The sequence below is a fragment of the Roseovarius sp. MBR-78 genome (assembly GCF_040547535.1).
Lineage (GTDB): Bacteria > Pseudomonadota > Alphaproteobacteria > Rhodobacterales > Rhodobacteraceae > Roseovarius.
The window spans coordinates 90,637-111,089 of the sequence record NZ_JBEPPX010000010.1 but is presented as its reverse complement, the minus strand read 5'-3'; the positions used below and the strand labels follow the sequence as shown (position 1 = coordinate 111,089).

The 20,453-nt window shown below is 63.2% G+C and carries 18 protein-coding genes; 12 read left to right on the top strand and 6 right to left on the bottom strand.

Annotation, left to right across the window (positions count from 1 at the left end; genetic code table 11):
- Position 1: 1 nt before the first annotated feature.
- Both mnmE and rho read right to left on the bottom strand, forming a co-directional pair.
- On the bottom strand, positions 2 to 1,288 hold the full coding sequence (mnmE, locus tag ABIE58_RS10375) for a tRNA uridine-5-carboxymethylaminomethyl(34) synthesis GTPase MnmE (protein ID WP_354544635.1): 1,287 nt from the start codon (positions 1,286 to 1,288) through the stop codon (positions 2 to 4).
- A gap of 19 nt (positions 1,289 to 1,307) precedes the next feature.
- A complete protein-coding gene (gene rho, locus ABIE58_RS10370; RefSeq protein ID WP_354544634.1) occupies positions 1,308 to 2,579 on the bottom strand; it encodes a transcription termination factor Rho in 1,272 nt (423 codons plus the stop codon).
- Positions 2,580 to 3,092: 513 nt separating this feature from the next.
- Here rho and ABIE58_RS10365 point away from each other — a divergent pair.
- Genes ABIE58_RS10365 through dnaQ form a run of 4 tightly spaced genes read left to right on the top strand, consistent with a single transcriptional unit; the run spans position 3,093 to position 5,800 of the window.
- Positions 3,093 to 3,692 carry a Maf family protein gene (locus tag ABIE58_RS10365; protein WP_354544633.1) on the top strand — a complete coding sequence of 200 codons (600 nt, stop codon included), beginning with the start codon at positions 3,093 to 3,095 and terminating at the stop codon, positions 3,690 to 3,692.
- Positions 3,689 to 4,522: a shikimate dehydrogenase gene (locus ABIE58_RS10360; RefSeq protein WP_354544632.1), complete on the top strand. Its 834-nt coding sequence runs from the start codon at positions 3,689 to 3,691 to the stop codon at positions 4,520 to 4,522. The genes ABIE58_RS10365 and ABIE58_RS10360 overlap by 4 nt, the downstream gene beginning before the upstream one ends.
- Positions 4,519 to 5,112: a dephospho-CoA kinase gene (coaE, locus tag ABIE58_RS10355; protein WP_354544631.1), complete on the top strand. Its 594-nt coding sequence runs from the start codon at positions 4,519 to 4,521 to the stop codon at positions 5,110 to 5,112. The genes ABIE58_RS10360 and coaE overlap by 4 nt, the downstream gene beginning before the upstream one ends.
- Complete coding sequence (gene dnaQ / locus ABIE58_RS10350) at positions 5,105 to 5,800, top strand: DNA polymerase III subunit epsilon (protein ID WP_354544667.1); 696 nt, start codon at positions 5,105 to 5,107, stop codon at positions 5,798 to 5,800. The genes coaE and dnaQ overlap by 8 nt, the downstream gene beginning before the upstream one ends.
- Before the next feature lie 3 nt (positions 5,801 to 5,803).
- Here the strand turns inward: dnaQ and ubiG are convergent, their stop codons facing one another.
- The gene (ubiG, locus tag ABIE58_RS10345) at positions 5,804 to 6,541 is read right to left on the bottom strand and encodes a bifunctional 2-polyprenyl-6-hydroxyphenol methylase/3-demethylubiquinol 3-O-methyltransferase UbiG (protein ID WP_354544630.1); all 738 of its coding nucleotides are present in this window, start codon (positions 6,539 to 6,541) and stop codon (positions 5,804 to 5,806) included.
- A 49-nt stretch (positions 6,542 to 6,590) separates the two neighbouring features.
- On the opposite strand from ubiG, the gene pip reads away from it, so the two are divergent.
- From pip to infB, 7 genes are all read left to right on the top strand, one after another.
- The gene (gene pip / locus ABIE58_RS10340; RefSeq protein ID WP_354544629.1) at positions 6,591 to 7,565 is read left to right on the top strand and encodes a prolyl aminopeptidase; all 975 of its coding nucleotides are present in this window, start codon (positions 6,591 to 6,593) and stop codon (positions 7,563 to 7,565) included.
- An 18-nt stretch (positions 7,566 to 7,583) separates the two neighbouring features.
- Positions 7,584 to 8,645 carry a cell division protein ZapE gene (gene zapE, locus ABIE58_RS10335; protein WP_354544628.1) on the top strand — a complete coding sequence of 354 codons (1,062 nt, stop codon included), beginning with the start codon at positions 7,584 to 7,586 and terminating at the stop codon, positions 8,643 to 8,645.
- Positions 8,646 to 8,714: 69 nt separating this feature from the next.
- Positions 8,715 to 9,434 (top strand): glycosyltransferase family 25 protein, encoded by a 720-nt coding sequence (locus tag ABIE58_RS10330; protein WP_354544627.1) that lies wholly within the window; start codon positions 8,715 to 8,717, stop codon positions 9,432 to 9,434.
- Positions 9,435 to 9,573: 139 nt separating this feature from the next.
- Positions 9,574 to 10,149 carry a ribosome maturation factor RimP gene (gene rimP / locus ABIE58_RS10325; RefSeq protein ID WP_354544626.1) on the top strand — a complete coding sequence of 192 codons (576 nt, stop codon included), beginning with the start codon at positions 9,574 to 9,576 and terminating at the stop codon, positions 10,147 to 10,149.
- A 2-nt stretch (positions 10,150 to 10,151) separates the two neighbouring features.
- Positions 10,152 to 11,846, top strand: a complete 1,695-nt coding sequence (nusA, locus tag ABIE58_RS10320) for a transcription termination factor NusA (protein ID WP_354544625.1) — start codon at positions 10,152 to 10,154, stop codon at positions 11,844 to 11,846.
- A gap of 23 nt (positions 11,847 to 11,869) precedes the next feature.
- Positions 11,870 to 12,493, top strand: a complete 624-nt coding sequence (locus ABIE58_RS10315) for an RNA-binding protein (RefSeq protein WP_354544624.1) — start codon at positions 11,870 to 11,872, stop codon at positions 12,491 to 12,493.
- A 6-nt stretch (positions 12,494 to 12,499) separates the two neighbouring features.
- On the top strand, positions 12,500 to 14,995 hold the full coding sequence (gene infB / locus ABIE58_RS10310) for a translation initiation factor IF-2 (RefSeq protein WP_354544623.1): 2,496 nt from the start codon (positions 12,500 to 12,502) through the stop codon (positions 14,993 to 14,995).
- A gap of 57 nt (positions 14,996 to 15,052) precedes the next feature.
- Here infB and mutT read toward each other — a convergent pair whose 3' ends face one another.
- Genes mutT through ABIE58_RS10295 form a run of 3 tightly spaced genes read right to left on the bottom strand, consistent with a single transcriptional unit; the run spans position 15,053 to position 17,530 of the window.
- On the bottom strand, positions 15,053 to 15,451 hold the full coding sequence (gene mutT, locus ABIE58_RS10305; RefSeq protein ID WP_354544622.1) for an 8-oxo-dGTP diphosphatase MutT: 399 nt from the start codon (positions 15,449 to 15,451) through the stop codon (positions 15,053 to 15,055).
- The gene (gene argJ, locus ABIE58_RS10300) at positions 15,448 to 16,677 is read right to left on the bottom strand and encodes a bifunctional glutamate N-acetyltransferase/amino-acid acetyltransferase ArgJ (RefSeq protein WP_354544621.1); all 1,230 of its coding nucleotides are present in this window, start codon (positions 16,675 to 16,677) and stop codon (positions 15,448 to 15,450) included. The genes mutT and argJ overlap by 4 nt, the downstream gene beginning before the upstream one ends.
- 4 nt (positions 16,678 to 16,681) lie before the next feature.
- On the bottom strand, positions 16,682 to 17,530 hold the full coding sequence (locus ABIE58_RS10295; protein ID WP_354544620.1) for a peptidylprolyl isomerase: 849 nt from the start codon (positions 17,528 to 17,530) through the stop codon (positions 16,682 to 16,684).
- 190 nt (positions 17,531 to 17,720) lie between these two features.
- Here ABIE58_RS10295 and secA point away from each other — a divergent pair, with 190 nt between their 5' ends.
- On the top strand, positions 17,721 to 20,417 hold the full coding sequence (secA, locus tag ABIE58_RS10290; RefSeq protein ID WP_354544619.1) for a preprotein translocase subunit SecA: 2,697 nt from the start codon (positions 17,721 to 17,723) through the stop codon (positions 20,415 to 20,417).
- The last annotated feature ends 36 nt before the right edge of the window (positions 20,418 to 20,453 follow it).

Genomic DNA, 20,453 nt, shown 5'->3' with positions numbered 1-20,453 from the left:
CTCACTTGCCAAGGCAAAAGCTCGCAAAAATTTCTCCAAGCACCGCCTCCACATCTATACGCCCTACCAGAGAATCAAGAGCGCGCACAGCCGTGTGGATCTCTTCCGCCGCGATATCGGACTGCGCCTCACCGCCATCGAGCGCCGCCAGGGCAGAGCCAAGCGACCCGGTGGCACGCCGCATCGCCGATTCGTGCCTGGCGCGAATTGCAAGCCCGCCGCCTTGCGCGCGCGAACTCAGGCACTCGGTAATCCGCGCGACAAGCCGATCAACGCCAAGCCCCGTGAGCCCCGAGACGCCATCCACCATGTCAGGCAAAAGATCGGCCTTGGGCCGGAGTGTTATATCGCCTTCTTGCCAGATGCCCTCGAATATTTCCGGGTCATCGCCCAGAAAAATCCGCAGGTCCGACGCGCGGGCGCGGGCGCGGGCGCGGGCGATACCGATGGACTCCACCGCATCGCCCGTCTCTCGCAGCCCTGCCGTATCAAGAAGGACCACGGGCAGGCCGCCCAAATCCATCCGCACCTCGATTACATCACGGGTGGTCCCGGCATATTCCGATGTGATCGCAGCCTCGCGCCCCGCGAGCATGTTCAGAAGCGTCGACTTCCCCACATTCGGCGCCCCAAGGATCGCGACCTCGAAACCTACGCGGATACGTTCGGCAACCGCGAACCCCGATATCTCTGCCTCAACGCTCGCCAACACATTTGTCAGCAGTTTCCGCACCTCGGGAAAAACATCAACGGGCACGTCTTCATCGGCGAAATCAATGGTAACCTCAAGCAGCGCCAAGGCGCGAATAAGCGCCGCCCGCCACTTGTCACAAGTGGCCCCCAAAGCACCGGAAAAAACCCGCATCGCTTGGCGCCGCTGCGCCTCGGTCTCCGACTCCAGAAGATCAGCCAGCGCCTCGACCTGGGTCAGATCCAAGCGGCCATCGGACAGCGCGCGGCGTGTGAATTCACCGGGATCGGCCGCCCGTAAACCGGGCAGGGAGCCAAGACGGGCAAGCAGCGCGGAGATAACCGCAGGGCTGCCATGTGTCTGAAATTCGAGCACAGGCTCCCCGGTAAAGCTCGCGCCCTCGGGGAAATAGAGCACGATCCCCTCGTCAAGTCGCGCCCCGTTCGCATCGGTCAGCACCCGAAGGCTCGCGACACGCGGAGCGGGAAGCCCGCCACATATCACGCTGGCCGTAGCCGGAACCTCGGGGCCAGACACCCGGATCACTGCGATACCGGCCTTTCCCGGCACCGTGGAGAGGGCAAATACAGTGTCCATCGCGAGACTATAGTCGCCGTCAGGTATTCATGGAGTCGAAAAACTCGGAATTTGTCTTGGTCTGCTTGAGCTTCGACAACAAGAATTCCACGGCATCCGTTGTCCCCATCGGGTTGAGAATCCGGCGCAACACGAATGTCTTCTGCAATTCCAGCTTGTCGATCAAAAGCTCTTCCTTACGCGTGCCGGATTTCAGGATGTCAATCGCCGGGAACACCCGTTTGTCTGCAACCTTGCGGTCAAGCACGATCTCGGAGTTACCGGTGCCCTTAAACTCCTCGAAAATCACCTCGTCCATGCGGCTGCCCGTCTCGATGAGCGCGGTCGCAATGATCGTCAACGAGCCGCCTTCCTCGATATTCCGCGCAGCCCCGAAAAACCGCTTGGGACGTTGCAGCGCGTTGGCGTCGACACCACCGGTCAACACCTTACCCGAGGACGGCACAACGGTGTTGAAGGCACGCCCCAACCGGGTGATCGAATCCAGCAGGATCACAACATCGCGCTTATGCTCAACAAGGCGCTTGGCCTTCTCGATGACCATATCAGACACAGCGACATGGCGCGTTGCCGGCTCGTCAAAGGTAGAGCTGATAACCTCGCCGCGGACGGACCGCTGCATATCGGTTACCTCCTCGGGCCGCTCGTCGATCAGCAGCACGATGAGATAGCATTCGGGGTGGTTCACCGCGATGCTGTTGGCGATATTCTGCAACAGCACTGTCTTGCCCGTGCGCGGTGGCGCCACGATCAGCGAGCGTTGCCCCTTTCCGATCGGGGCAACAAGATCAATGAGGCGGGCCGAGCGATCCTTGATCGTCGGGTCCTCGACCTCCATCTTGAGCCGTTCGTCGGGATAAAGCGGCGTGAGGTTTTCAAACGCGATCTTGTGGCGGGCCTGCTCGGGGTCTTGGAAATTGATCTGGGTGACCGATGTGAGGGCAAAATATCGCTCCGTGTCATCGGGCTGCCGAATCTCTCCCTCGATCGTATCGCCTGTGCGCAAGGAAAACTGCCGGATCATATCGGGTGACACATAGATGTCATCCGGGCCGGGGAGGTAATTGGCCTCGAGCGAGCGAAGGAAACCGAACCCGTCCTGAAGTACCTCGAGAACGCCATCGCCAAAAATGGTCCAGCCTTCTTCGGCCCGCTCTTTCAGGATCGAAAACATCATCTCGCCCTTGCGCATGGTCGAGGCGTTCTCAATCTCGAGATCCTCGGCGATGTCGAGCAGGTCTTTGGCGGTCAGTGCCTTGAGTTCGGCCAGGTTCACACGGTCTTCAGACATTAAAGGCCTCGAATGGTGCCGAAACCCGGAAGGGCCAGCAACGGATGAGAGGGGAATTCGATGCCGCCGGACGGCAGCCAACACTGTCTTAGGCTTCGTGTAGGCCAACGTCAAGCCAAGGCAGTTCGGCGTCATTTTCTTATAAAATAAAGAATTTTTAAGAAATGATGATGAAGTAGGGGAGGGCACAGCCTGTGGATTACAAGGTTATCGTCAATTTTATCTACTAAGGATAATCGTGTGGATATCGCGTGCAAATGATCCGGCACAATCGTTCTGAAACGAAATTTACCTATGTTGATCAATAATTTATATGTAAGATAGCATCTTATGAGAGCTATGTCGCGTCAGTGGATAACTAACAGGGGCGAAGTTCTCCACAGGCGGATTCTATCCTTTTCCAGAGCGGACAAGATGTTGGCAGGGCATCCGAAATATCAGCCGTGAGGATAGTTCTCCCGGACAAGCCATCCGGGCTTGATCCGTCGCCGATTTTGTCATCAGGTTATCCACATGGATTCAGGCCTCATTCTCGCCTCCGGCTCTGTCATCCGGCGCACTCTTCTAGAGAATGCGGGGCTGCGGATCGTCGTCAGGCCCGCAAACGTTGACGAGACTACGCTGCGTGATTCGCTCGTGGCGGAGAATGCGGCCGCGCGTGACATCGCCGATGCGCTTGCGGAAATGAAGGCGCAACGCGTTGGAGCCAAGCTGCCGGGGCGTCTGGTTCTGGGTTGTGACCAGGTGCTGAGCCTCAAGGGGCAGCTTTTGTCGAAGCCGGGCAGCGTCGGTGAGGCGCGCGAGCAATTGCGCCAGATGCGGGGCGCAACGCATGAGCTTTTGTCGGCTGCGGTGATTTGCGAGGGAAACACGCCGGTATGGCGGCATATCGGGCGTGCGCGGCTGACGATGCGGGCCTTTTCCGATGCGTGGCTGGAGGGGTATCTGGAGCGCAACTGGCCCGATATTTCCGAATCCGTCGGGGCGTATAAGCTCGAGGCGGAAGGTGTGCGCTTGTTTTCCCGGATAGAAGGCGATTATTTCACCGTGCTGGGCTTGCCGCTTCTCGAGCTGTTGGCCTACCTGACCTTGCGTGGAGATTTGCCGGGATGAGCCATGACCGTATTCCCCTTGCCGGTGTAATCGGATCACCGATCGCGCATTCGCGCTCGCCGCAGCTTCATGCCCATTGGCTCAAGACGCTGGGGATCCAGGGGTTTTACATCCCGATGGACGTAACCGAGGCCGATCTTGAATCCGTGCTTCGGGCCTTGCCGATGATGGGGTTCCGGGGGGTAAATATCACCGTGCCGCACAAGGAAAAGGCGTTGGAAATCGCCGACATGGTGACCGATCGCGCGACGTTGATCGGGGCGGCGAACACGCTGGTCTTTCGCGAGGATGGGCAGATTCAGGCGGATAATACCGATGGTTACGGGTTTACCGAAAATTTGCGGCAAAATGCGCCGGGCTGGACGCCAGAGGCTGGACCCGCCGCCGTGCTTGGGGCCGGCGGCGCGGCGCGGGCGGTGATCGCGGCGCTTCTGGATGTGGGCGTGCCGGAGATCCTGCTGTCAAACCGCACGCGGGTCCGGGCCGAGGCTTTGCAGCAACAATTCGGCCGTCGGGTGGTGGTGGTTGAATGGGTTCAGGCAGGCAACATGCTGGAAGAGGCCGAAACGGTGGTAAACACCACCACGCTTGGCATGGTCGGCCAGCCGCCGTTGCGCGTGCCGCTCGACGGGTTGCGCAAGGGGGCGGTGGTGACAGACCTTGTCTATGCACCGCTTCAGACGCGGTTGCTTATCGAGGCGGAAAAGATGGGCTGCGTGGCGGTCGATGGGCTCGGGATGCTCTTGCACCAAGCGGTGCCGGCGTTCGAGAGATGGTTCGGCACAAGGCCGGAGGTGGACGCGGCAACGCGCGCGGCGGCATTGCGATGACCTTTCGGCTTGGGCTGACCGGCTCTATCGGGATGGGGAAATCGACCACGGCGCAGCTTTTTGCCGAAGAGGGTTGCGCCGTCTGGGATGCGGATGCCGCCGTTCATCGGCTTTATGCCAGGGGCGGCGCGGCCGTGGCCCCGATCGCCGCTGCGTTTCCTGACGCGGTGGTTGATGGGGCGGTGGATCGCGGGCGGCTGCGCGCGATTATCGCGGATGACACAGGCGCGCTGGCGCGGATCGAGGCGATCGTTCATCCGCTCGTGGCACAGGATCGTGCCGCGTTCATCGCCGCGCGAGAGGCGGATGTGACGGTTCTCGACATTCCGCTGCTTTACGAGACGGGGGGCGAGCGCGATCTTGATGCCGTTGCGGTGGTGAGCGTGGCACCCGAGGAACAGCGCGCGCGCGTGCTGGCACGGGGCACGATGAGCGAGGCGGATTTCGAGACTGTTCTGGCCCGTCAGGTACCGGATGGGGAAAAACGCGCGCGCGCGGATTACGTCATCGAGACCGACACGCCGGATCATGCGCGCGCACAGGTGCGCGCGATCCTCGCAAGGATCAGGAAGGGGGCAGATGATGCGTGAAATCGTTCTGGACACCGAAACCACCGGGCTGGAGCCGTTCGACGGGCATCGAATCGTCGAGATCGGCGCGGTTGAGCTTTATAATCACATGCCCACGGGGCGCACTTGGCACCAATACATCAACCCCGCGCGCGACATGCCGCAAGAGGCGTTCGCGGTGCATGGGCTGGGCGAGGAATTCTTGCGCGACAAGCCGCTTTTCGCGGAAATAGGCCCTGGATTTCTCGAATTCATCGAGGATGCGCCGCTGGTGATCCATAACGCGGCGTTTGACATGAAATTCCTCAATGCAGAGCTTGGCTGGTGCAACCTGACCCCCCTACCGATGGACCGGTCCATCGACACGCTGACGATGGCGCGACAGAAATTCCCCGGCGCGCCTGCTTCGCTCGATGCGCTGTGTCGACGGTTCGGTATCGATAATACGGCGCGCACATTGCACGGCGCACTGCTCGATTCCGAGATCCTTGCCGAGGTCTACCTGGAATTGATCGGCGGGCGGCAGCCGGACTTTGCATTAAGCGCCGAGCAAGGGGCGACACGGGTCAAATCAGGCGGGAATAGTCCCGCAAACTGGCGCCCTGAGCCGCGCTCTCGGCCCCTTGCGCCGCGCTTGACCGAGGCCGAGCGCGCGGCGCATGAAGACTTCGTTGCCGCGATGGGCGAGGGCGCGCTTTGGGCGCGATAAAGTTTAAACGGCGCGACGGCTAGCGGTGACGTAATTCACGCTCAGGTCGCGATCCGAGAGCCGCCATTGCCATGTGATCGGGTTGAACACGAACCCCTTGCGATCCACCGGGTCGAGACCGGCCTTGGCCAGCAGGCCGAACAATTCATCGGGGGTGATGAATTTCGACCATTGATGCGTGCCCTTGGGCAGCCAGCGCATGACATATTCCGCCCCGACAATGGCCATGCCAAAGCTCTTGGCATTGCGGTTGATGGTGGAGCAGAGCATCAGACCGCCGGGCTTGAGCAGATCATGGCAGGCGCTGAGATAGGCGAGCGGATCGGAGACATGTTCGACCACCTCCATGTTGAGCACCACGTCGAAACGCTCGCCCTTGGCGGCCATGTCCTCGGCCGTGGTGTGGCGGTAGTCGATATCAAGGCCCGACTGTTCGGCATGGACCTGCGCCACGGGGATGTTGCGCGGCGCGGCATCGGCACCCACGACATCGGCGCCGAGCCGCGCCATCGGCTCGCTCAGAAGCCCGCCGCCGCAACCGATATCGAGCAGGCGCAATCCCTTGAACGGCGCGTCGGTGCCAAGATCGCGGTCAAATTCTGCGGCGATCTGCGACGTGATGTAATCGAGGCGGCAGGGGTTGAGCATGTGCAGCGGCTTGAACTTGCCGTTCGGATCCCACCATTCGGCGGCCATCGCCTCGAATTTTGCGACTTCGGCAGGGTCGATCGTGGTTTGCATTCCGGTCTCTCTGTGGCTCAATGGGATATGATCAGTATATAGGACGGGAATGGACAGAGTCGCGAGCCATAAGAGCGCAGTGCAATACCTCCACCCGCCGGTCGAGCCATTCGACCGGCGCATGATGGATGTGGGCGATGGGCATTCGATTTATGTCGAGCAATCGGGCCGCGCCGATGGTGTGCCGGTGGTGGTGCTGCATGGCGGGCCGGGGGGCGGATCGAGCCCAGCGATGCGGCGCTATTTTGATCCCTCGGTTTATCGGATCATCCTGTTCGATCAGCGCGGCTGTGGCCGCTCCACCCCCCATGCCAGCGTTGAGGCCAATACGACATGGCATCTTGTGGCCGATATCGAGCGGATTCGCGTGGCGCTTGGGCTTGAGGCCTGGATTGTTTTTGGTGGAAGCTGGGGCGCGACGCTGGCGCTGATTTATGCGCAGACGCATCCCGACCGCGCCCGGCATTTGGTGCTGCGCGGTGTGTTTACCATGACGCGGGCCGAGCTTGACTGGTTCTATGGCGGCGGTGCGGCGGCGTTCTGGCCCGAGACATGGGCGCGGTTCACGGCGCTGATCCCCGAGGCCGAACGCGACGACATGATCGCCGCCTATCACAAGCGGCTGTTTTCCGGCGATATGGGCCAGGAAATCCCCCATGCCAAGGCATGGTCGGCCTGGGAAAACGCGCTTGCCACGGTGCAATCAACCGGGGTTGGGGGCGACACGCCTGCCGATTACGCGCGCGCCTTTGCGCGGCTGGAAAATCACTATTTCCACAATCTCGGGTTTCTTGAAAAGGATGAGCACATCCTCGACCACATGCACCGCATCGCCCATATCCCTGGCACCATCGTGCAAGGCCGCTATGACATGATTTGCCCGCCCGCCTCTGCGCATCGGCTTGCGGCGCGCTGGCCTGCCTGCGATCTGCGGATGGTGCCGATGGCCGGGCACGCGCTGTCGGAGCCGGGGATCAGCGCCGAGCTTGTCCGCGTCATGGCGCGGCTGGCAGAGCGGTCCTGAGCGGCGCGCGGCCCGGTGATGGACAGCTTGCGCGAGATTTATGAGAGCCGCGTGGCGAAAGGCACGCTTAGCCGTGACGCGGCGCAAGAGGCGGTGTTGCCGGAGTTCGAGCGGATTCGCGCAGGGCTGGCCAAGACGCCGAGGCAGGGACTGTTCCGGCGCAAGACGCCGCCGCCAAAGGGGCTTTACCTTTGGGGCGGGGTCGGGCGCGGCAAGTCGATGCTGATGGATATGTTCGTCGAGAGCGTCGATGTGCCCAAGCGGCGCGTGCATTTTCACGCCTTCATGCAGGAAATCCACGCCGCGCTTCACGCCGAGCGCGCGCGGGGCGCGGCCGATGCGCTCGCCCCGGTGGCCGCCGGTGTGGCGCGTGAGGTGAGGCTTCTGGCCTTTGACGAGATGCAGATATCTGACATCACCGATGCGATGATCGTCGGGCGGCTTTTCACCGCTTTGTTCGAGGCCGGGGTGGTGGTGGTGACCACCTCCAACCGGGTGCCCGATGATCTCTATGAAAACGGCCTCAACCGGCAGCTTTTCGAGCCGTTCATCGCGCTTGTGAAAGAGCGTATGGTGGTGCGGGAAATGGCGGGGCCGGTCGATTACCGGCAGGACCGGCTGGCCGGGAGCCGGGTTTACTTTACCCCCGTGAACGAGGGTAATCGCGCCGAAATAGAGACGCTTTGGCACGATCTGACCGAGGGCCGCGCCGCGCCGCACGAGATCATCGTGAACAAGCGCGCCGTGGTGATCCCGGCGTTTTACAACGGCGTTGCGCGGGCGACATTCTATGACCTGTGCGGTCGCGCGCTGGGGCCGGCGGATTTCCTCGCGCTGGCGGGGGCGGTGCGGGTTCTTGTCTTGGAGAATATCCCGCAGATGGGACGCAGCAATTTCAACGAGGCCAAGCGGTTCGTGACGCTGATCGACGCGCTTTACGAGGCGCGGGTGCGGCTGATCTGCCTCGCAGCCGCAGAGCCGGAATACTTGTATATCGAGGGCGAGGGATCGTTTGAGTTCGCGCGCACGGCAAGCCGCTTGCGCGAGATGCAATCGGCGGGTTGGGGGGAGGATGGCTGAGCGCGCTTGCCATAAGCCTGCCGTATTGTTCTGGCACAGTTATGGTAAAGAGATGAGGCAGACCGCAGAATGACATCCCTTGGCGCGCGCATGGTGGAGGTGCTTGGCCCGATCCATGTCATCAACCTTGCCGAACGCCATGACAGGCGGCGCGAATTTGCGCGGCAGTTGCGGCGCGTCGGGCTGGGCTTTGATGATCCGGGGGTGGTGCTCTTTGATGCCGTGCGGCCCGATACGCTGGCGGGGTTTCCAACCATCGGCGCGCGGGGCTGTTTCCTGAGCCATCTCGATATCCTGCGCGCGGCGCGCGATGCTGGGGCAGAGCGGATCGCGATTTGCGAGGATGATCTCGATTTCAGCGCCGATTTCGAGGTGCGCGCGCCTGCGGTGCTCGATGCGCTGGCGGCGGCGGAGTGGGATATCTTCTACGGTGGTTTCGACGCTGCGGCGCATGGGATGAAGGTGCCGACGGGCCTGTTGCGGCTCGATCCGGGGCAGAACGTGCTTTGTACGCATTTTCTGGCGCTGCGGCGCCCGGCGATTGCGGCGTTGGTGCCCTACCTAGAGGCAATGACGCGGCGCGAGATGGGCGACCCAAAGGGCGGGCCGATGCATGTCGATGGCGCCTATTCGCATTTTCGCGCCGATCATCCGCAGATGGTGACGCAAGCGGCCTGCCCGACGCTGGGCCATCAGCGCGCCTCGCGCACCGATGTGCACGATCTGCGCTGGTTTGACCGGCTGCCGGTGTTTCGCGAGGCGGCGCAGGTCTACCGCCGCTTGCGCTAGAAATCCGCGCTTGCAAAGCGCGCAGAGGCGGCCTATATGCGCCATTGACAGCGGCACCGCGGGCCTTCCGCCGGTTCCACCGGGTAAGACAACGGGCCGCGCGCCCGTTTTTTTGTGCCCCGATTTCTGCGTGGATATCATGACCAACGACCTCATCGCCAAGGCCGCCATTGACCGCAGGCTTGCCGAGATCATCACGCCGGTGATCGAGGATATGGGATTCGAGCTTGTGCGCGTGCGTCTCATGGGGGGCAAGCTGCCGCTCTTGCAGATCATGGCTGATCGGCCCGAGGGCGGTATCGAGGTGGATGATTGCGCGGCGATCAGCACGGCGGTAAGCGCGATTCTCGATGTCGAGGACCCGGTGAGCGATCCCTATACGCTCGAAGTGTCATCGCCGGGCATCGACAGGCCGCTGACCCGGCTCAAGGATTTCGAGGAATTCGAGGGCTACGAGGCCAAGATCGAGACCGCCGAGCCGATCGACGGGCGCAAGCGGTTCAAGGGTGTGCTTGCCGGTGTCGAGGGTGACGAGGTGATGGTGAACGTTGCCGAGGGCACCATCGGCCTGCGGTTTGACTGGCTGTCAGATGCCAAGCTGATCCTGACCGACGAGCTTATTCGCGAGATGCTGCGCGCGCGCAAGGCGGCGGGCGTTATCGACGAGACAGATTTTGACGCGATAGAAACCGATAGCGGTTCCGAGGAGGACTGAGAATGGCAATCACATCGGCCAACCAGCTTGAGCTTTTGCAGACGGCAGAGGCGGTGGCGCGCGAAAAGATGATCGACCCCGGTCTGGTGATCGACGCGATGGAAGAGAGCCTCGCGCGCGCCGCCAAGAGCCGCTACGGCGCGGAGATGGATATTCACGTCACCATCGACCGCAAGACCGGGCGCGCCGCGTTCACCCGCGTGCGCACCGTGGTCGAGGAAGAGGCGCTGGAGAATTATCAGGCCGAGTTCACCCCCGAGCAGGCCAAGGCCTTTTTCCTGCCTGCCAAACCGGGGCGCGATGAATTCTGGCTGCGCGACGGCGTGCGGATCGACCCGGCAGAGGCGGGCGCGCCGCAAGTGGGCGACGCGTTTCACGAGGCGGTGCCGCCGGTGGAAATGGGCCGCATCGCCGCGCAGAGCGCCAAGCAGGTGATCCTGCAAAAGGTGCGCGAGGCCGAGCGCGACCGCCAATACGAGGCGTTCAAGGATCGCGCGGGCACGATCATCAACGGCGTGGTCAAGCGCGAGGAATACGGCAATGTCATCGTCGAGCTTCAGGGCTTTGGCGAGGCGATGCTGCGCCGCAACGAAAAGATCGGGCGCGAGGCCTATCGCCCCGGCGAACGCATCCGCGCCTATGTCAAGGACGTGCGCCGCGAGCAGCGCGGCCCGCAGATTTTCCTGAGCCGCACCGATCCGCAGTTCATGGCAGAGCTGTTCAAGATGGAAGTGCCCGAGATCTACGACAATATCATCGAGATCAAGGCGGTGGCGCGCGATCCCGGCAGCCGCGCCAAGATTGCGGTGATTTCCTATGACAATTCGATTGATCCGGTCGGCGCCTGCGTCGGTATGCGCGGCAGCCGCGTTCAGGCGGTGGTCAACGAGCTTCAGGGCGAGAAGATCGACATCATCCCGTGGAACGAGGATCAGGCGACCTTCCTTGTCAACGCGCTGCAACCCGCCGAAGTGGCCAAGGTGGTGATCGACGAGGACGCGCAGCGCATCGAGGTGGTGGTTCCCGAGGATCAGCTTTCGCTGGCCATCGGGCGGCGCGGGCAGAACGTGCGGCTGGCAAGCCAACTGACCGGGCTTGATATCGACATCATGACCGAGGCGCAGGACAGCGAGCGGCGGCAGAAGGATTTCGAGGAGCGCACCAAGCTCTTCATGGATACGCTCGATCTTGATGAATTCTTTGCACAGCTTCTGGTGGCCGAGGGATTCACCAATCTCGAAGAGGTCGCCTATGTCGAGGCCGACGAGCTTTTAACCATCGACGGGGTGGACGAGGACACCGCCGGTGAGCTTCAGGCGCGGGCGCGCGATGTGCTCGAGGCGCAGGCCACCGAGGCGCTCGCGGCGGCGCGCGCGCTGGGGGCCGATGACAGCCTTATCGGCTTCGAGGGGTTGAGCCCGCAAATGGTGCTGGCGCTGGCCAAGGACGATGTGAAATCGCTGGAGGATTTCGCCACCTGCGCCGATTGGGAGCTGGCCGGTGGCTGGACCACGGATAATGGCACGCGGGTAAAGGATGATGGCATACTCGAGCCGTTCGACGTGTCGCTTGAGGAAGCGCAGGATATGGTGATGACCGCGCGGGTCATGCTTGGCTGGGTCGATCCCGATGATCTGGCACCGCAGGCCGATGAGGCCGATGACAGCACCGGAACAGAAGAGGAGACCGGGGCCTGATCGCTCAGGCCTCGGGGTCACTCATGGGTCGCGGTGGGCAATCCAGGGATCGCACGGACGGTCCGGCACGCAAGTGCATCGCAACCGGGCAAGAGCGCCCGAAGGCGGAGCTTGTGCGGTTCGTGATCGGGCCGGATGGCGCGGTGGTGCCGGATGTGGCGGGCAAGCTGCCGGGACGCGGCATCTATGTCATGCCCACGCGCGAGGCGCTGACCCGCGCCGCCACCAAGGGCCTTTTTGCTCGCGCGGCGAAACAGCCGGTGACTGTGCCCGAGGATCTTGCCGGAATGGTCGAGGCGCTGATCGCGCGGCGGCTCATCAACCTCATCAGCCTTGCCCGCAAGGGTGGCGGGGCGGTGGCCGGGTATGAAAAGGTCAAGAACCGGCTGACACAGGACGGCGTGCGCGCCCTCATCCAGGCCAGCGACGGCTCGGAACGCGGCAAATCGGGGCTGACCACGCCCGAAGGGGCCACCTATATCGGCTGGCTTACCGCCGACGAGCTTGGCCAGGCTTTCAGCCGTCAAACCACGATCCATGCCGTGCTCGGCTATGGAGGTTTGGCGCAACGTGTTGTAGAGGAGGCCGCAAGACTGAAAGGTCTGCGGGTCTCGGACGGCGAGACTTCGCGCCGGAAAGGAAAGTAAGAAAACATGAGCGACAACGACGGAAAGAAACCTCTGGGTGTGCGTGGCGGTCCCCGTGCGGGAAACGTGAAGCAGAGCTTCAGCCACGGACGCACAAAGAACGTCGTGGTGGAAACCAAGCGCAAGCGGATCGTGGTGCCCAAGCCGGGTGCCGCGCCGGGCGCTGGCATGTCCGCCAAGCCGTCCGTCGGAGTTGCCAGCAGCAACAAGCGCCCCGCCGGGGTGTCAGAGGCCGAGCTTGAGCGCAGGCTCAAGGCGCTTGCCGCCGCCAAGGCGCGCGAGGCGGATGATGCCGCGAAACGCGAGGCTGAGGAAAAGGCCCGCGAGGAAGAGCGCCAGCGCCGCCGCGACGAGGCCGAGGCCAAGGAGCGCGAACAGCGCGAGGCCGAGGAAAAGGCCCGCCAGAAAACCGAGGAAGAAGAGCGCCGCAAGCGCGAAGCCGAGGCGGATGCCGCCAAGGCCGCCGCGCCGGTCTCTCCAGAGAGCGCGCCCGGATCGGTCCGGCAGGCACCGCCGTCAAAGGCCGCCCCCGCGCCGCGCAAGCACGAGGATGACGACAAGGGCGCGCGCCGCGGCAAGGGCCGTGGCGGCGAGGATGGCCGCCGCGCGGGCAAGCTGACGCTCAACCAGGCGCTGTCTGGTGGCGAGGGCGGACGCCAGAAAAGCATGGCCGCGATGAAGCGCAAGCAGGAGCGCGCGCGGCAAAAGGCGATGGGCGGGGCGCAGGAGCGCGAAAAGGTCGTGCGCGATGTGCAACTGCCCGAGGTGATCGTTGTCTCCGAGCTTGCCAACCGCATGGCCGAGCGCGTCGGCGACGTGGTCAAGGCGCTGATGCAGAACGGTATGATGGTCACGCAAAACGAATCCATCGACGCCGATACCGCAGAACTCATCATCGAGGAATTCGGCCACCGCGTCGTGCGGGTGAGCGATTCGGATGTCGAGGACGTGATCGCGCATATCGACGATGCGCCCGAGGATATGAAGCCGCGCCCGCCGGTCATCACCATCATGGGCCATGTTGACCACGGCAAGACATCGCTCCTCGATGCCATTCGCGACGCCAAGGTTCAGGCCGGCGAGGCGGGCGGGATCACCCAGCATATCGGCGCCTATCAGGTGACAACCGATACCGGCGCGGTGCTGAGTTTCCTTGATACGCCCGGCCACGCGGCCTTTACCTCGATGCGTTCGCGCGGGGCGCAGGTCACCGATATCGTCGTTCTGGTGGTTGCCGCCGATGACGCGGTGATGCCGCAGACGATCGAGGCGATCAACCACGCCAAGGCGGCCAAGGTGCCGATGATCGTGGCGATCAACAAGGTCGACCTGCCCGCTGCCGATCCCGACAAGGTGCGCGCCGATCTCTTGCGCCACGAAGTCGTGGTCGAGGCCATGTCGGGCGATGTGCAGGATGTCGAGGTCTCGGCGATCACCGGGCAGGGGCTTGATGAATTGCTTGAGGCCATCGCGCTTCAATCCGAGATCCTGGAACTCAAGGCCAATCCCGACCGCGCCGCCGAGGGTGCCGTGATCGAGGCGCAGCTTGACGTGGGCCGCGGCCCCGTGGCCACGGTTCTGGTGCAGAAGGGCACGCTCCGCCAGGGCGATATCTTTGTCGTGGGCGAGCAATACGGCAAGGTGCGCGCGCTCATCAACGACCGGGGCGAGCGCGTCAAGGAAGCCGGGCCATCGGTGCCGGTCGAGGTGCTTGGCCTCCACGGCACGCCCGAGGCAGGCGATGTTCTCAACGTCGTCGAGACCGAGGCGCAGGCGCGCGAGATCGCGGAATACCGCGCCGATGCGGCCAAGGAAAAGCGCGCCGCCGTTGGCGCGGGCACCTCGCTCGAGCAGCTTCTGGCCAAGGCCAAGGAAGACGAGAGCGTCAAGGAACTGCCCATCGTGGTCAAGGCCGATGTGCAGGGCTCTGCCGAGGCCATCGTTCAGGCGATGGAGAAGATTGGCAACGAGGAAGTGCGCGTGCGCGTGCTGCATTCGGGTGTGGGCGCGATCACCGAATCCGATATCGGCCTCGCCGAGGCCTCTGGCGCGCCGGTTCTGGGCTTCAACGTGCGGGCCAACGCGCCCGCGCGCAACAGCGCCAACCAGAAGGGTGTGGAAATCCGGTATTACTCGGTGATCTATGACCTTGTGGACGATGTGAAGGCGGCGGCAAGCGGCCTGCTCGGGGCGGAAATCCGCGAGAAATTCATCGGTTACGCCCAGATCAAGGAGGTCTTCAAGGTCACCGGCGTGGGCAAGGTTGCCGGCTGTCTCGTCACCGAGGGCGTAGCGCGCCGGTCTGCCGGGGTGCGGCTGTTGCGCGATGACGTGGTGGTGCACGAGGGCACGCTCAAGACGCTCAAGCGCTTCAAGGACGAGGTTGCCGAGGTGCAATCGGGCCAGGAATGCGGCATGGCCTTCGAGAAATACGACGATATCCGCGAGGGCGACGTGATCGAGATTTTCGAGCGCGAGGAGATCACCCGCACGCTGGCGTGATCGCTGGATCAACCGGGATCGGGGCGGCCTTTGGGCCGCCCTTTTTCATGGGTGGGCCTACAGCCAGTCGCGCAAGATCGGGATCAGCGGCAGGTCGGCAGGGGGCATGGGATAGGCGCGTAAATCCTGCGGCCGCACCCATTTCAATGCCTGTCCCTCGCGCCCCTGCACCATGCCCTGCCATTTGCGGCAGGCGAAAAGCGGCATGAGCAGGTGAAAATCCTCGTAGGAATGGCTGGCGAAGGTGAGCGGCGCGAGGCAGGAGGCCCATGTGTCGATCCCGAGTTCCTCGCGCAATTCGCGGATCAGCGCCGCCTCGGGGGTCTCGCCCGGTTCGACCTTGCCGCCGGGAAACTCCCACAGCCCTGCGAGGGATTTACCCTCGGGCCGCTGCGCCAGAAGAACGCGCCCATCCACGTCGATCAGCGCGACCGCCGAAACAAGAACAACCTTCAAGACCGATAATCCGCGTTGATCTCGATATAGCCGTGGGTCAAATCGCAGGTCCAGACGCGCGCGGTCCCTCCGCCGAGGCCAAGATCGACATGGATCACGATTTCGGCGTTTTTCATGTAGGCGGCGGCCTTTGCCTCGTCATGTGCGGGGCTCACCTCGCCCTCGCGCGCCACCTCCAGATCGCCGAACCAGATCGACAGGCGGTCGCGATCCGCCCGCATGCCGGATTTGCCGACCGCCATGACAACGCGGCCCCAATTCGGGTCTTCGCCGGCTATGGCGGTCTTGACCAGCGGCGAATTGGCGATGGATTTGGCGTGGATATGCGCCTCGGCATCCGAGGCGGCCCCGGTGACCGAGACCTCGACGAATTTCGTCGCCCCCTCGCCGTCGCGCACCACCTGATGCGTCAGATCGAGCATGACGCGGCGCAGCGCCTCCATGAAACCGACGTTATTCTCGGTCACGCGAATGCCCGAGACCCCCGTTGCCGCCATCAACAGCGTGTCGGAGGTGGAGGTGTCGCTATCAACGGTGATGCAGTTGAACGTCGTGCGGTTGAGCGCGCTCACCATATCCTGCAACACCGCCTGCTCCATCGCGGCATCGGTAAAGATATAGACCAGCATCGTCGCCATGTCGGGGGCAATCATCCCCGATCCCTTGGCGATACCGGCGATATGCACGCTCTGCCCGTCGATGGTGACGGTCTCGTGCGCGCCCTTGGGGAAAGTGTCGGTGGTCATGATCGCGCGTGCGGCTGCACCGATGCCATCGGGCGCAAGCCTGCCCGCCAGATCGTCAAGACAGTCGGTGATGCGCGCATGGGGCAGCGGCTCGCCGATCACCCCGGTGGAGGCGGTAAAGACACGGGCGGCGGGCACGCCCAGCCGCTCGGCCACCGCCGCCGTCACCGCCTCGACCGAGGCCGTCCCGCGCCGCCCGGTAAAGGCATTGGCATTGCCGGAATTGACAAGGATCGCCGCGCCGGGGGCAGGATCGCCGCCGATCTTGGCCTGACAATCGAGAACCGCCGCCGAGCGCGTGGCCGAGCGGGTGAACACCCCCGCGACCGCCGTGCCCGGCGCGAGGCTTGCCAGCATCACATCTGTGCGGCCCGCATAACGCACCCCGGCCTCGGCAGTGGCGAATCGCACGCCGCCGATTTCGGGCAGGTCGGGAAACGCAGGCGGTGCAAGCGGCGAGGCCGGCAGGGATTTGCCCATGGGATCAGTTCTCCAGCAGGTCGAACCGGTTGATGAGATCGGGCGACATTCCGTCGCTGCCGGAGCGGTCAACCTCGGCCTCGGTCTCAAGCTGCGCGATATGGGCCTCGAGTGCCTGCCTGCGCAGTGTGTCGGCCAATTCGTCGCGCACCTCGTCAAGCGTGGGGCGTGCCTTCACGCGGGTCTCGTTGAGCTTGATGACATGCCAGCCGAATTGCGTCTGCACCGGGGCCGAGACCTCGCCCACCTCAAGCGCGGCAACCGCCTCGAAAAACTCCGGCACCATGACGCCCGCCCCGAACCAGCCAAGCTCGCCGCCCGAGGGGCCGGAGGGGCCGGTGGAATGCTCTTGCGCCAGCGCCGCGAAATTGGCACCGCCGTTGATTTCCTCAACGAGCGATTGCGCCTTTTCTTCGGTTTCAACAAGGATATGCGCGGCGCGATACTCGGTTTCCTCGGCGGATTCGGCATATTCGCTGTCATACGCGTCCTGAAGCGCATCGGGGGTAACGGCGGCCTCGGTGACGGTGCTGATCACATCCGACGCGGTAACCGCGCGTTCCTCATTGTCGAGCCGCAGCCGCGCTGTCGCCGAAAGATCGCCCTCATGCGACTGGCGCAACAGCTCTTGTTGCACAAGCTGGTCGAGCACACCCTTGAAGAGCACATCGGCGGGAATCTGGTTGTATTGCTGCGGGAGCGTGGCACGCAGCGCAAGCATATGGCCGAGGGTGATCTCGGTCTCGCCCACGGTGGCCATCACCTTGTCGAGGTCGGGCGCATCCTGCGCGGCGGCGGGTGTTGTGGCCGCGAGGGCGGCGATCAGCGCGGGAGCGACAAGTTTGTGAAACATCGGCGTTGTCCTTTATCCATGACGCCGCATCGCCCTGAGGGCCCGCGACGTTGACAGTTTTCCGGCGGCCCCTTACATCGCCTTGGTATCGAAGGCGCGACCCACCTGCTCGCGCCCGTTCTAGGGCGCGCAGGCAAGCGGGGCAAGCGATTGCCTTTCACAGAAGTCAAAACACCGGATCGGACGAGACATGCTTGGTATTGGAACGGTCGCGCGCAAGATTTTCGGGACACCGAATGATCGCAAGATCAAGGCGACGCGCCCGCTGGTCGCGCAGATCAACGCGCTGGAGCCGGAATTCGAGGCATTGGACGATGCCGGACTGATCGCCAAGACCGAGGAGTTTCGCAAGCGCATAGCGGGCGGCGAAAGCCTTGATGCGCTCCTGCCCGAGGCCTTTGCCAATTGCCGCGAGGGCGCGCGCCGGGCGCTGGGCCTGCGGGCCTTTGATGTGCAGTTGATGGGCGGGATATTCCTGCACCAGGGCAATATCTCCGAGATGAAGACCGGCGAGGGCAAGACGCTGGTGGCGACCCTGCCCGCCTATCTCAACGCGCTCTCGGGCAAGGGCGTGCATATCGTCACCGTCAACGACTATCTCGCCAAGCGCGATGCCGACTGGATGAGCAAGGTCTTTGCCGCTCTCGGGATGACCACGGGCGTCGTCTATCCGCAACAGCCCGAGGCCGAGAAAAAGGCCGCCTATGCCGCCGATGTCACCTATGCCACCAATAACGAGCTTGGCTTTGACTATCTGCGCGACAACATGAAAGCCTCGCTTGAAGAGATGAACCAGCGCGGCCACAATTTCGCGATTGTCGACGAGGTGGACAGCATCCTGATCGACGAGGCGCGCACGCCGCTCATCATTTCGGGGCCGAGCCAGGATCGCAGCGATCTTTATCGCAACATCGACGTGGTCATCCCGGAATTGACCGAGCAGCATTTCAGCCTCGATGAAAAGACCCGCAACGTCACCTATACCGACGAGGGCAACGAGTTTCTCGAACAGCTGCTGCATGATCGCGGGCTCTTGCCCGAGGGGCAATCGCTCTATGATCCCGAAAGCACGACCATCGTTCACCACGTCAACCAGGGCCTGCGCGCGCACAAGCTTTTCTCGCGCGACAAGGATTACATCGTGCGCGGCGGCGAGGTGGTGCTGATCGACGAATTCACCGGGCGGATGATGGCGGGGCGGCGGCTCTCGGACGGGCTTCATCAGGCCATCGAGGCCAAGGAGGGCTGCGAGATCCAGCCCGAGAACGTGACGCTCGCCAGCGTGACATTCCAGAATTATTTCCGGCTTTACGATACGCTGTCTGGCATGACCGGCACGGCGGTGACCGAGGCCGAGGAATTCGGCGAGATTTACGGGCTTGGCGTGGTCGAGGTGCCCACCAACCGCCCCATCGCCCGGATCGACAAGGATGATGCCGTCTATCGCACCGCTCGCGAGAAATACGAGGCCATCGTCGAGGAAATCCGCGAGGCCCATGAAAAGGGCCAGCCGACCCTTGTCGGCACCACCTCGATCGAGAAATCCGAGATGCTGAGCGGGCTTCTGACCAAGGCGGGTATACCGCATAACGTTCTCAACGCGCGCCAGCATGAACAAGAGGCGCAGATCATCGCCGACGCGGGCAAGCTTGGTGCCGTGACCATCGCCACCAACATGGCCGGGCGCGGCACCGATATCAAGCTGGGCGGCAATGTCGATTTCCAGGTCATGGAGGCCATCGCCGCCGATCCCGAGAGCGACCCCGAGGCAATCCGCAAGCGCATCGAGGATGCGCATACCGCCGATGAACAGGCGGTGATCGCGGCGGGGGGCCTCTTTGTGCTCGCCACCGAGCGCCACGAGAGCCGCCGCATCGACAACCAGTTGCGCGGGCGCTCTGGCCGTCAGGGCGATCCGGGGCTGTCGGCCTTCTATCTCAGCCTCGAAGATGACCTGATGCGCATTTTCGGCAGTGATCGGCTCGAAAAGGTGCTCTCGACGCTGGGCATGAAAGAGGGTGAGGCGATCATTCACCCGTGGGTGAACAAGAGCCTTGAGCGTGCGCAGGCCAAGGTAGAGGCGCGCAATTTCGACATCCGCAAGCAGCTCTTGAAATTCGACGACGTGATGAACGAGCAGCGCAAGGTGATCTTCAAGCAGCGGCTCGACATCATGAAGGCCGAGGATCTGAGCGAGATCGTCGGCGACATGCGCGCCGAAGTCATTGGCGATCTGGTCGACGAGTTCATGCCGCCGAAAACCTATGCCGATCAGTGGGATACCGACGGGTTGCAGGCGGCGGTGCGTGAACGGCTCAACATGGATCTGCCGGTCGCCGACTGGGCCGCCGAGGAAGGCGTTGACGACGAGGATATCATCGAGCGGCTGGACCGTGCCGCATCCGAGATGATGGCCGCTAAGGCCGCGCAATTCGGCTCCGAGACGATGCGCATGATCGAAAAACAGGTTCTGTTGCAGGCGATTGACAGCAAATGGCGCGAGCATCTGCTGACGCTGGAGCATCTGCGATCCGTGGTCGGGTTTCGCGGCTATGCGCAGCGCGATCCGCTCAACGAATACAAGACCGAGGCGTTCCACCTGTTTGAAACCATGCTCGACAGCCTGCGAAGCGAGGTGAGCCAGAAACTCGCCCAGATCAGGCCGATGACCGAGGAGGAACAGACCGCCCTGATGCGCGATCTCGAGGCGCAGCGCGCGGCGATGGCGGCGGCGGCGCAGCCCGCAGACCCGTCGGAGGGGTTTCCCGACGCGATCCCCGGCTTTGTCGAGGCGGACTCGGCGACCTGGGGCAATCCGGGGCGCAACGATCCCTGTCCCTGCGGCTCGGGGCGCAAATTCAAGCATTGCCACGGGCGGCTGGCCTGAAGCGGCCCGAATGATCCCGCTTTCCTGACACTGTGA

Excerpts from the sequence above, each read along its gene's own strand:
- argJ (WP_354544621.1), bottom strand. The coding sequence starts at position 16,677 with ATGGGCAAATCCCTGCCGGCCTCGCCGCTTGCACCGCCTGCGTTTCCC.
- secA (WP_354544619.1), top strand. The coding sequence starts at position 17,721 with ATGCTTGGTATTGGAACGGTCGCGCGCAAGATTTTCGGGACACCGAAT.
- rimP (WP_354544626.1), top strand. The coding sequence starts at position 9,574 with ATGACCAACGACCTCATCGCCAAGGCCGCCATTGACCGCAGGCTTGCC.
- infB (WP_354544623.1), top strand. The coding sequence starts at position 12,500 with ATGAGCGACAACGACGGAAAGAAACCTCTGGGTGTGCGTGGCGGTCCC.
- coaE (WP_354544631.1), top strand. The coding sequence starts at position 4,519 with ATGACCTTTCGGCTTGGGCTGACCGGCTCTATCGGGATGGGGAAATCG.
- zapE (WP_354544628.1), top strand. The coding sequence starts at position 7,584 with ATGGACAGCTTGCGCGAGATTTATGAGAGCCGCGTGGCGAAAGGCACG.
- ABIE58_RS10365 (WP_354544633.1), top strand. The coding sequence starts at position 3,093 with ATGGATTCAGGCCTCATTCTCGCCTCCGGCTCTGTCATCCGGCGCACT.
- nusA (WP_354544625.1), top strand. The coding sequence starts at position 10,152 with ATGGCAATCACATCGGCCAACCAGCTTGAGCTTTTGCAGACGGCAGAG.
- dnaQ (WP_354544667.1), top strand. The coding sequence starts at position 5,105 with ATGCGTGAAATCGTTCTGGACACCGAAACCACCGGGCTGGAGCCGTTC.
- pip (WP_354544629.1), top strand. The coding sequence starts at position 6,591 with ATGGACAGAGTCGCGAGCCATAAGAGCGCAGTGCAATACCTCCACCCG.
- ABIE58_RS10330 (WP_354544627.1), top strand. The coding sequence starts at position 8,715 with ATGACATCCCTTGGCGCGCGCATGGTGGAGGTGCTTGGCCCGATCCAT.
- ubiG (WP_354544630.1), bottom strand. The coding sequence starts at position 6,541 with ATGCAAACCACGATCGACCCTGCCGAAGTCGCAAAATTCGAGGCGATG.
- ABIE58_RS10295 (WP_354544620.1), bottom strand. The coding sequence starts at position 17,530 with ATGTTTCACAAACTTGTCGCTCCCGCGCTGATCGCCGCCCTCGCGGCC.
- ABIE58_RS10360 (WP_354544632.1), top strand. The coding sequence starts at position 3,689 with ATGAGCCATGACCGTATTCCCCTTGCCGGTGTAATCGGATCACCGATC.
- ABIE58_RS10315 (WP_354544624.1), top strand. The coding sequence starts at position 11,870 with ATGGGTCGCGGTGGGCAATCCAGGGATCGCACGGACGGTCCGGCACGC.
- rho (WP_354544634.1), bottom strand. The coding sequence starts at position 2,579 with ATGTCTGAAGACCGTGTGAACCTGGCCGAACTCAAGGCACTGACCGCC.
- mnmE (WP_354544635.1), bottom strand. The coding sequence starts at position 1,288 with ATGGACACTGTATTTGCCCTCTCCACGGTGCCGGGAAAGGCCGGTATC.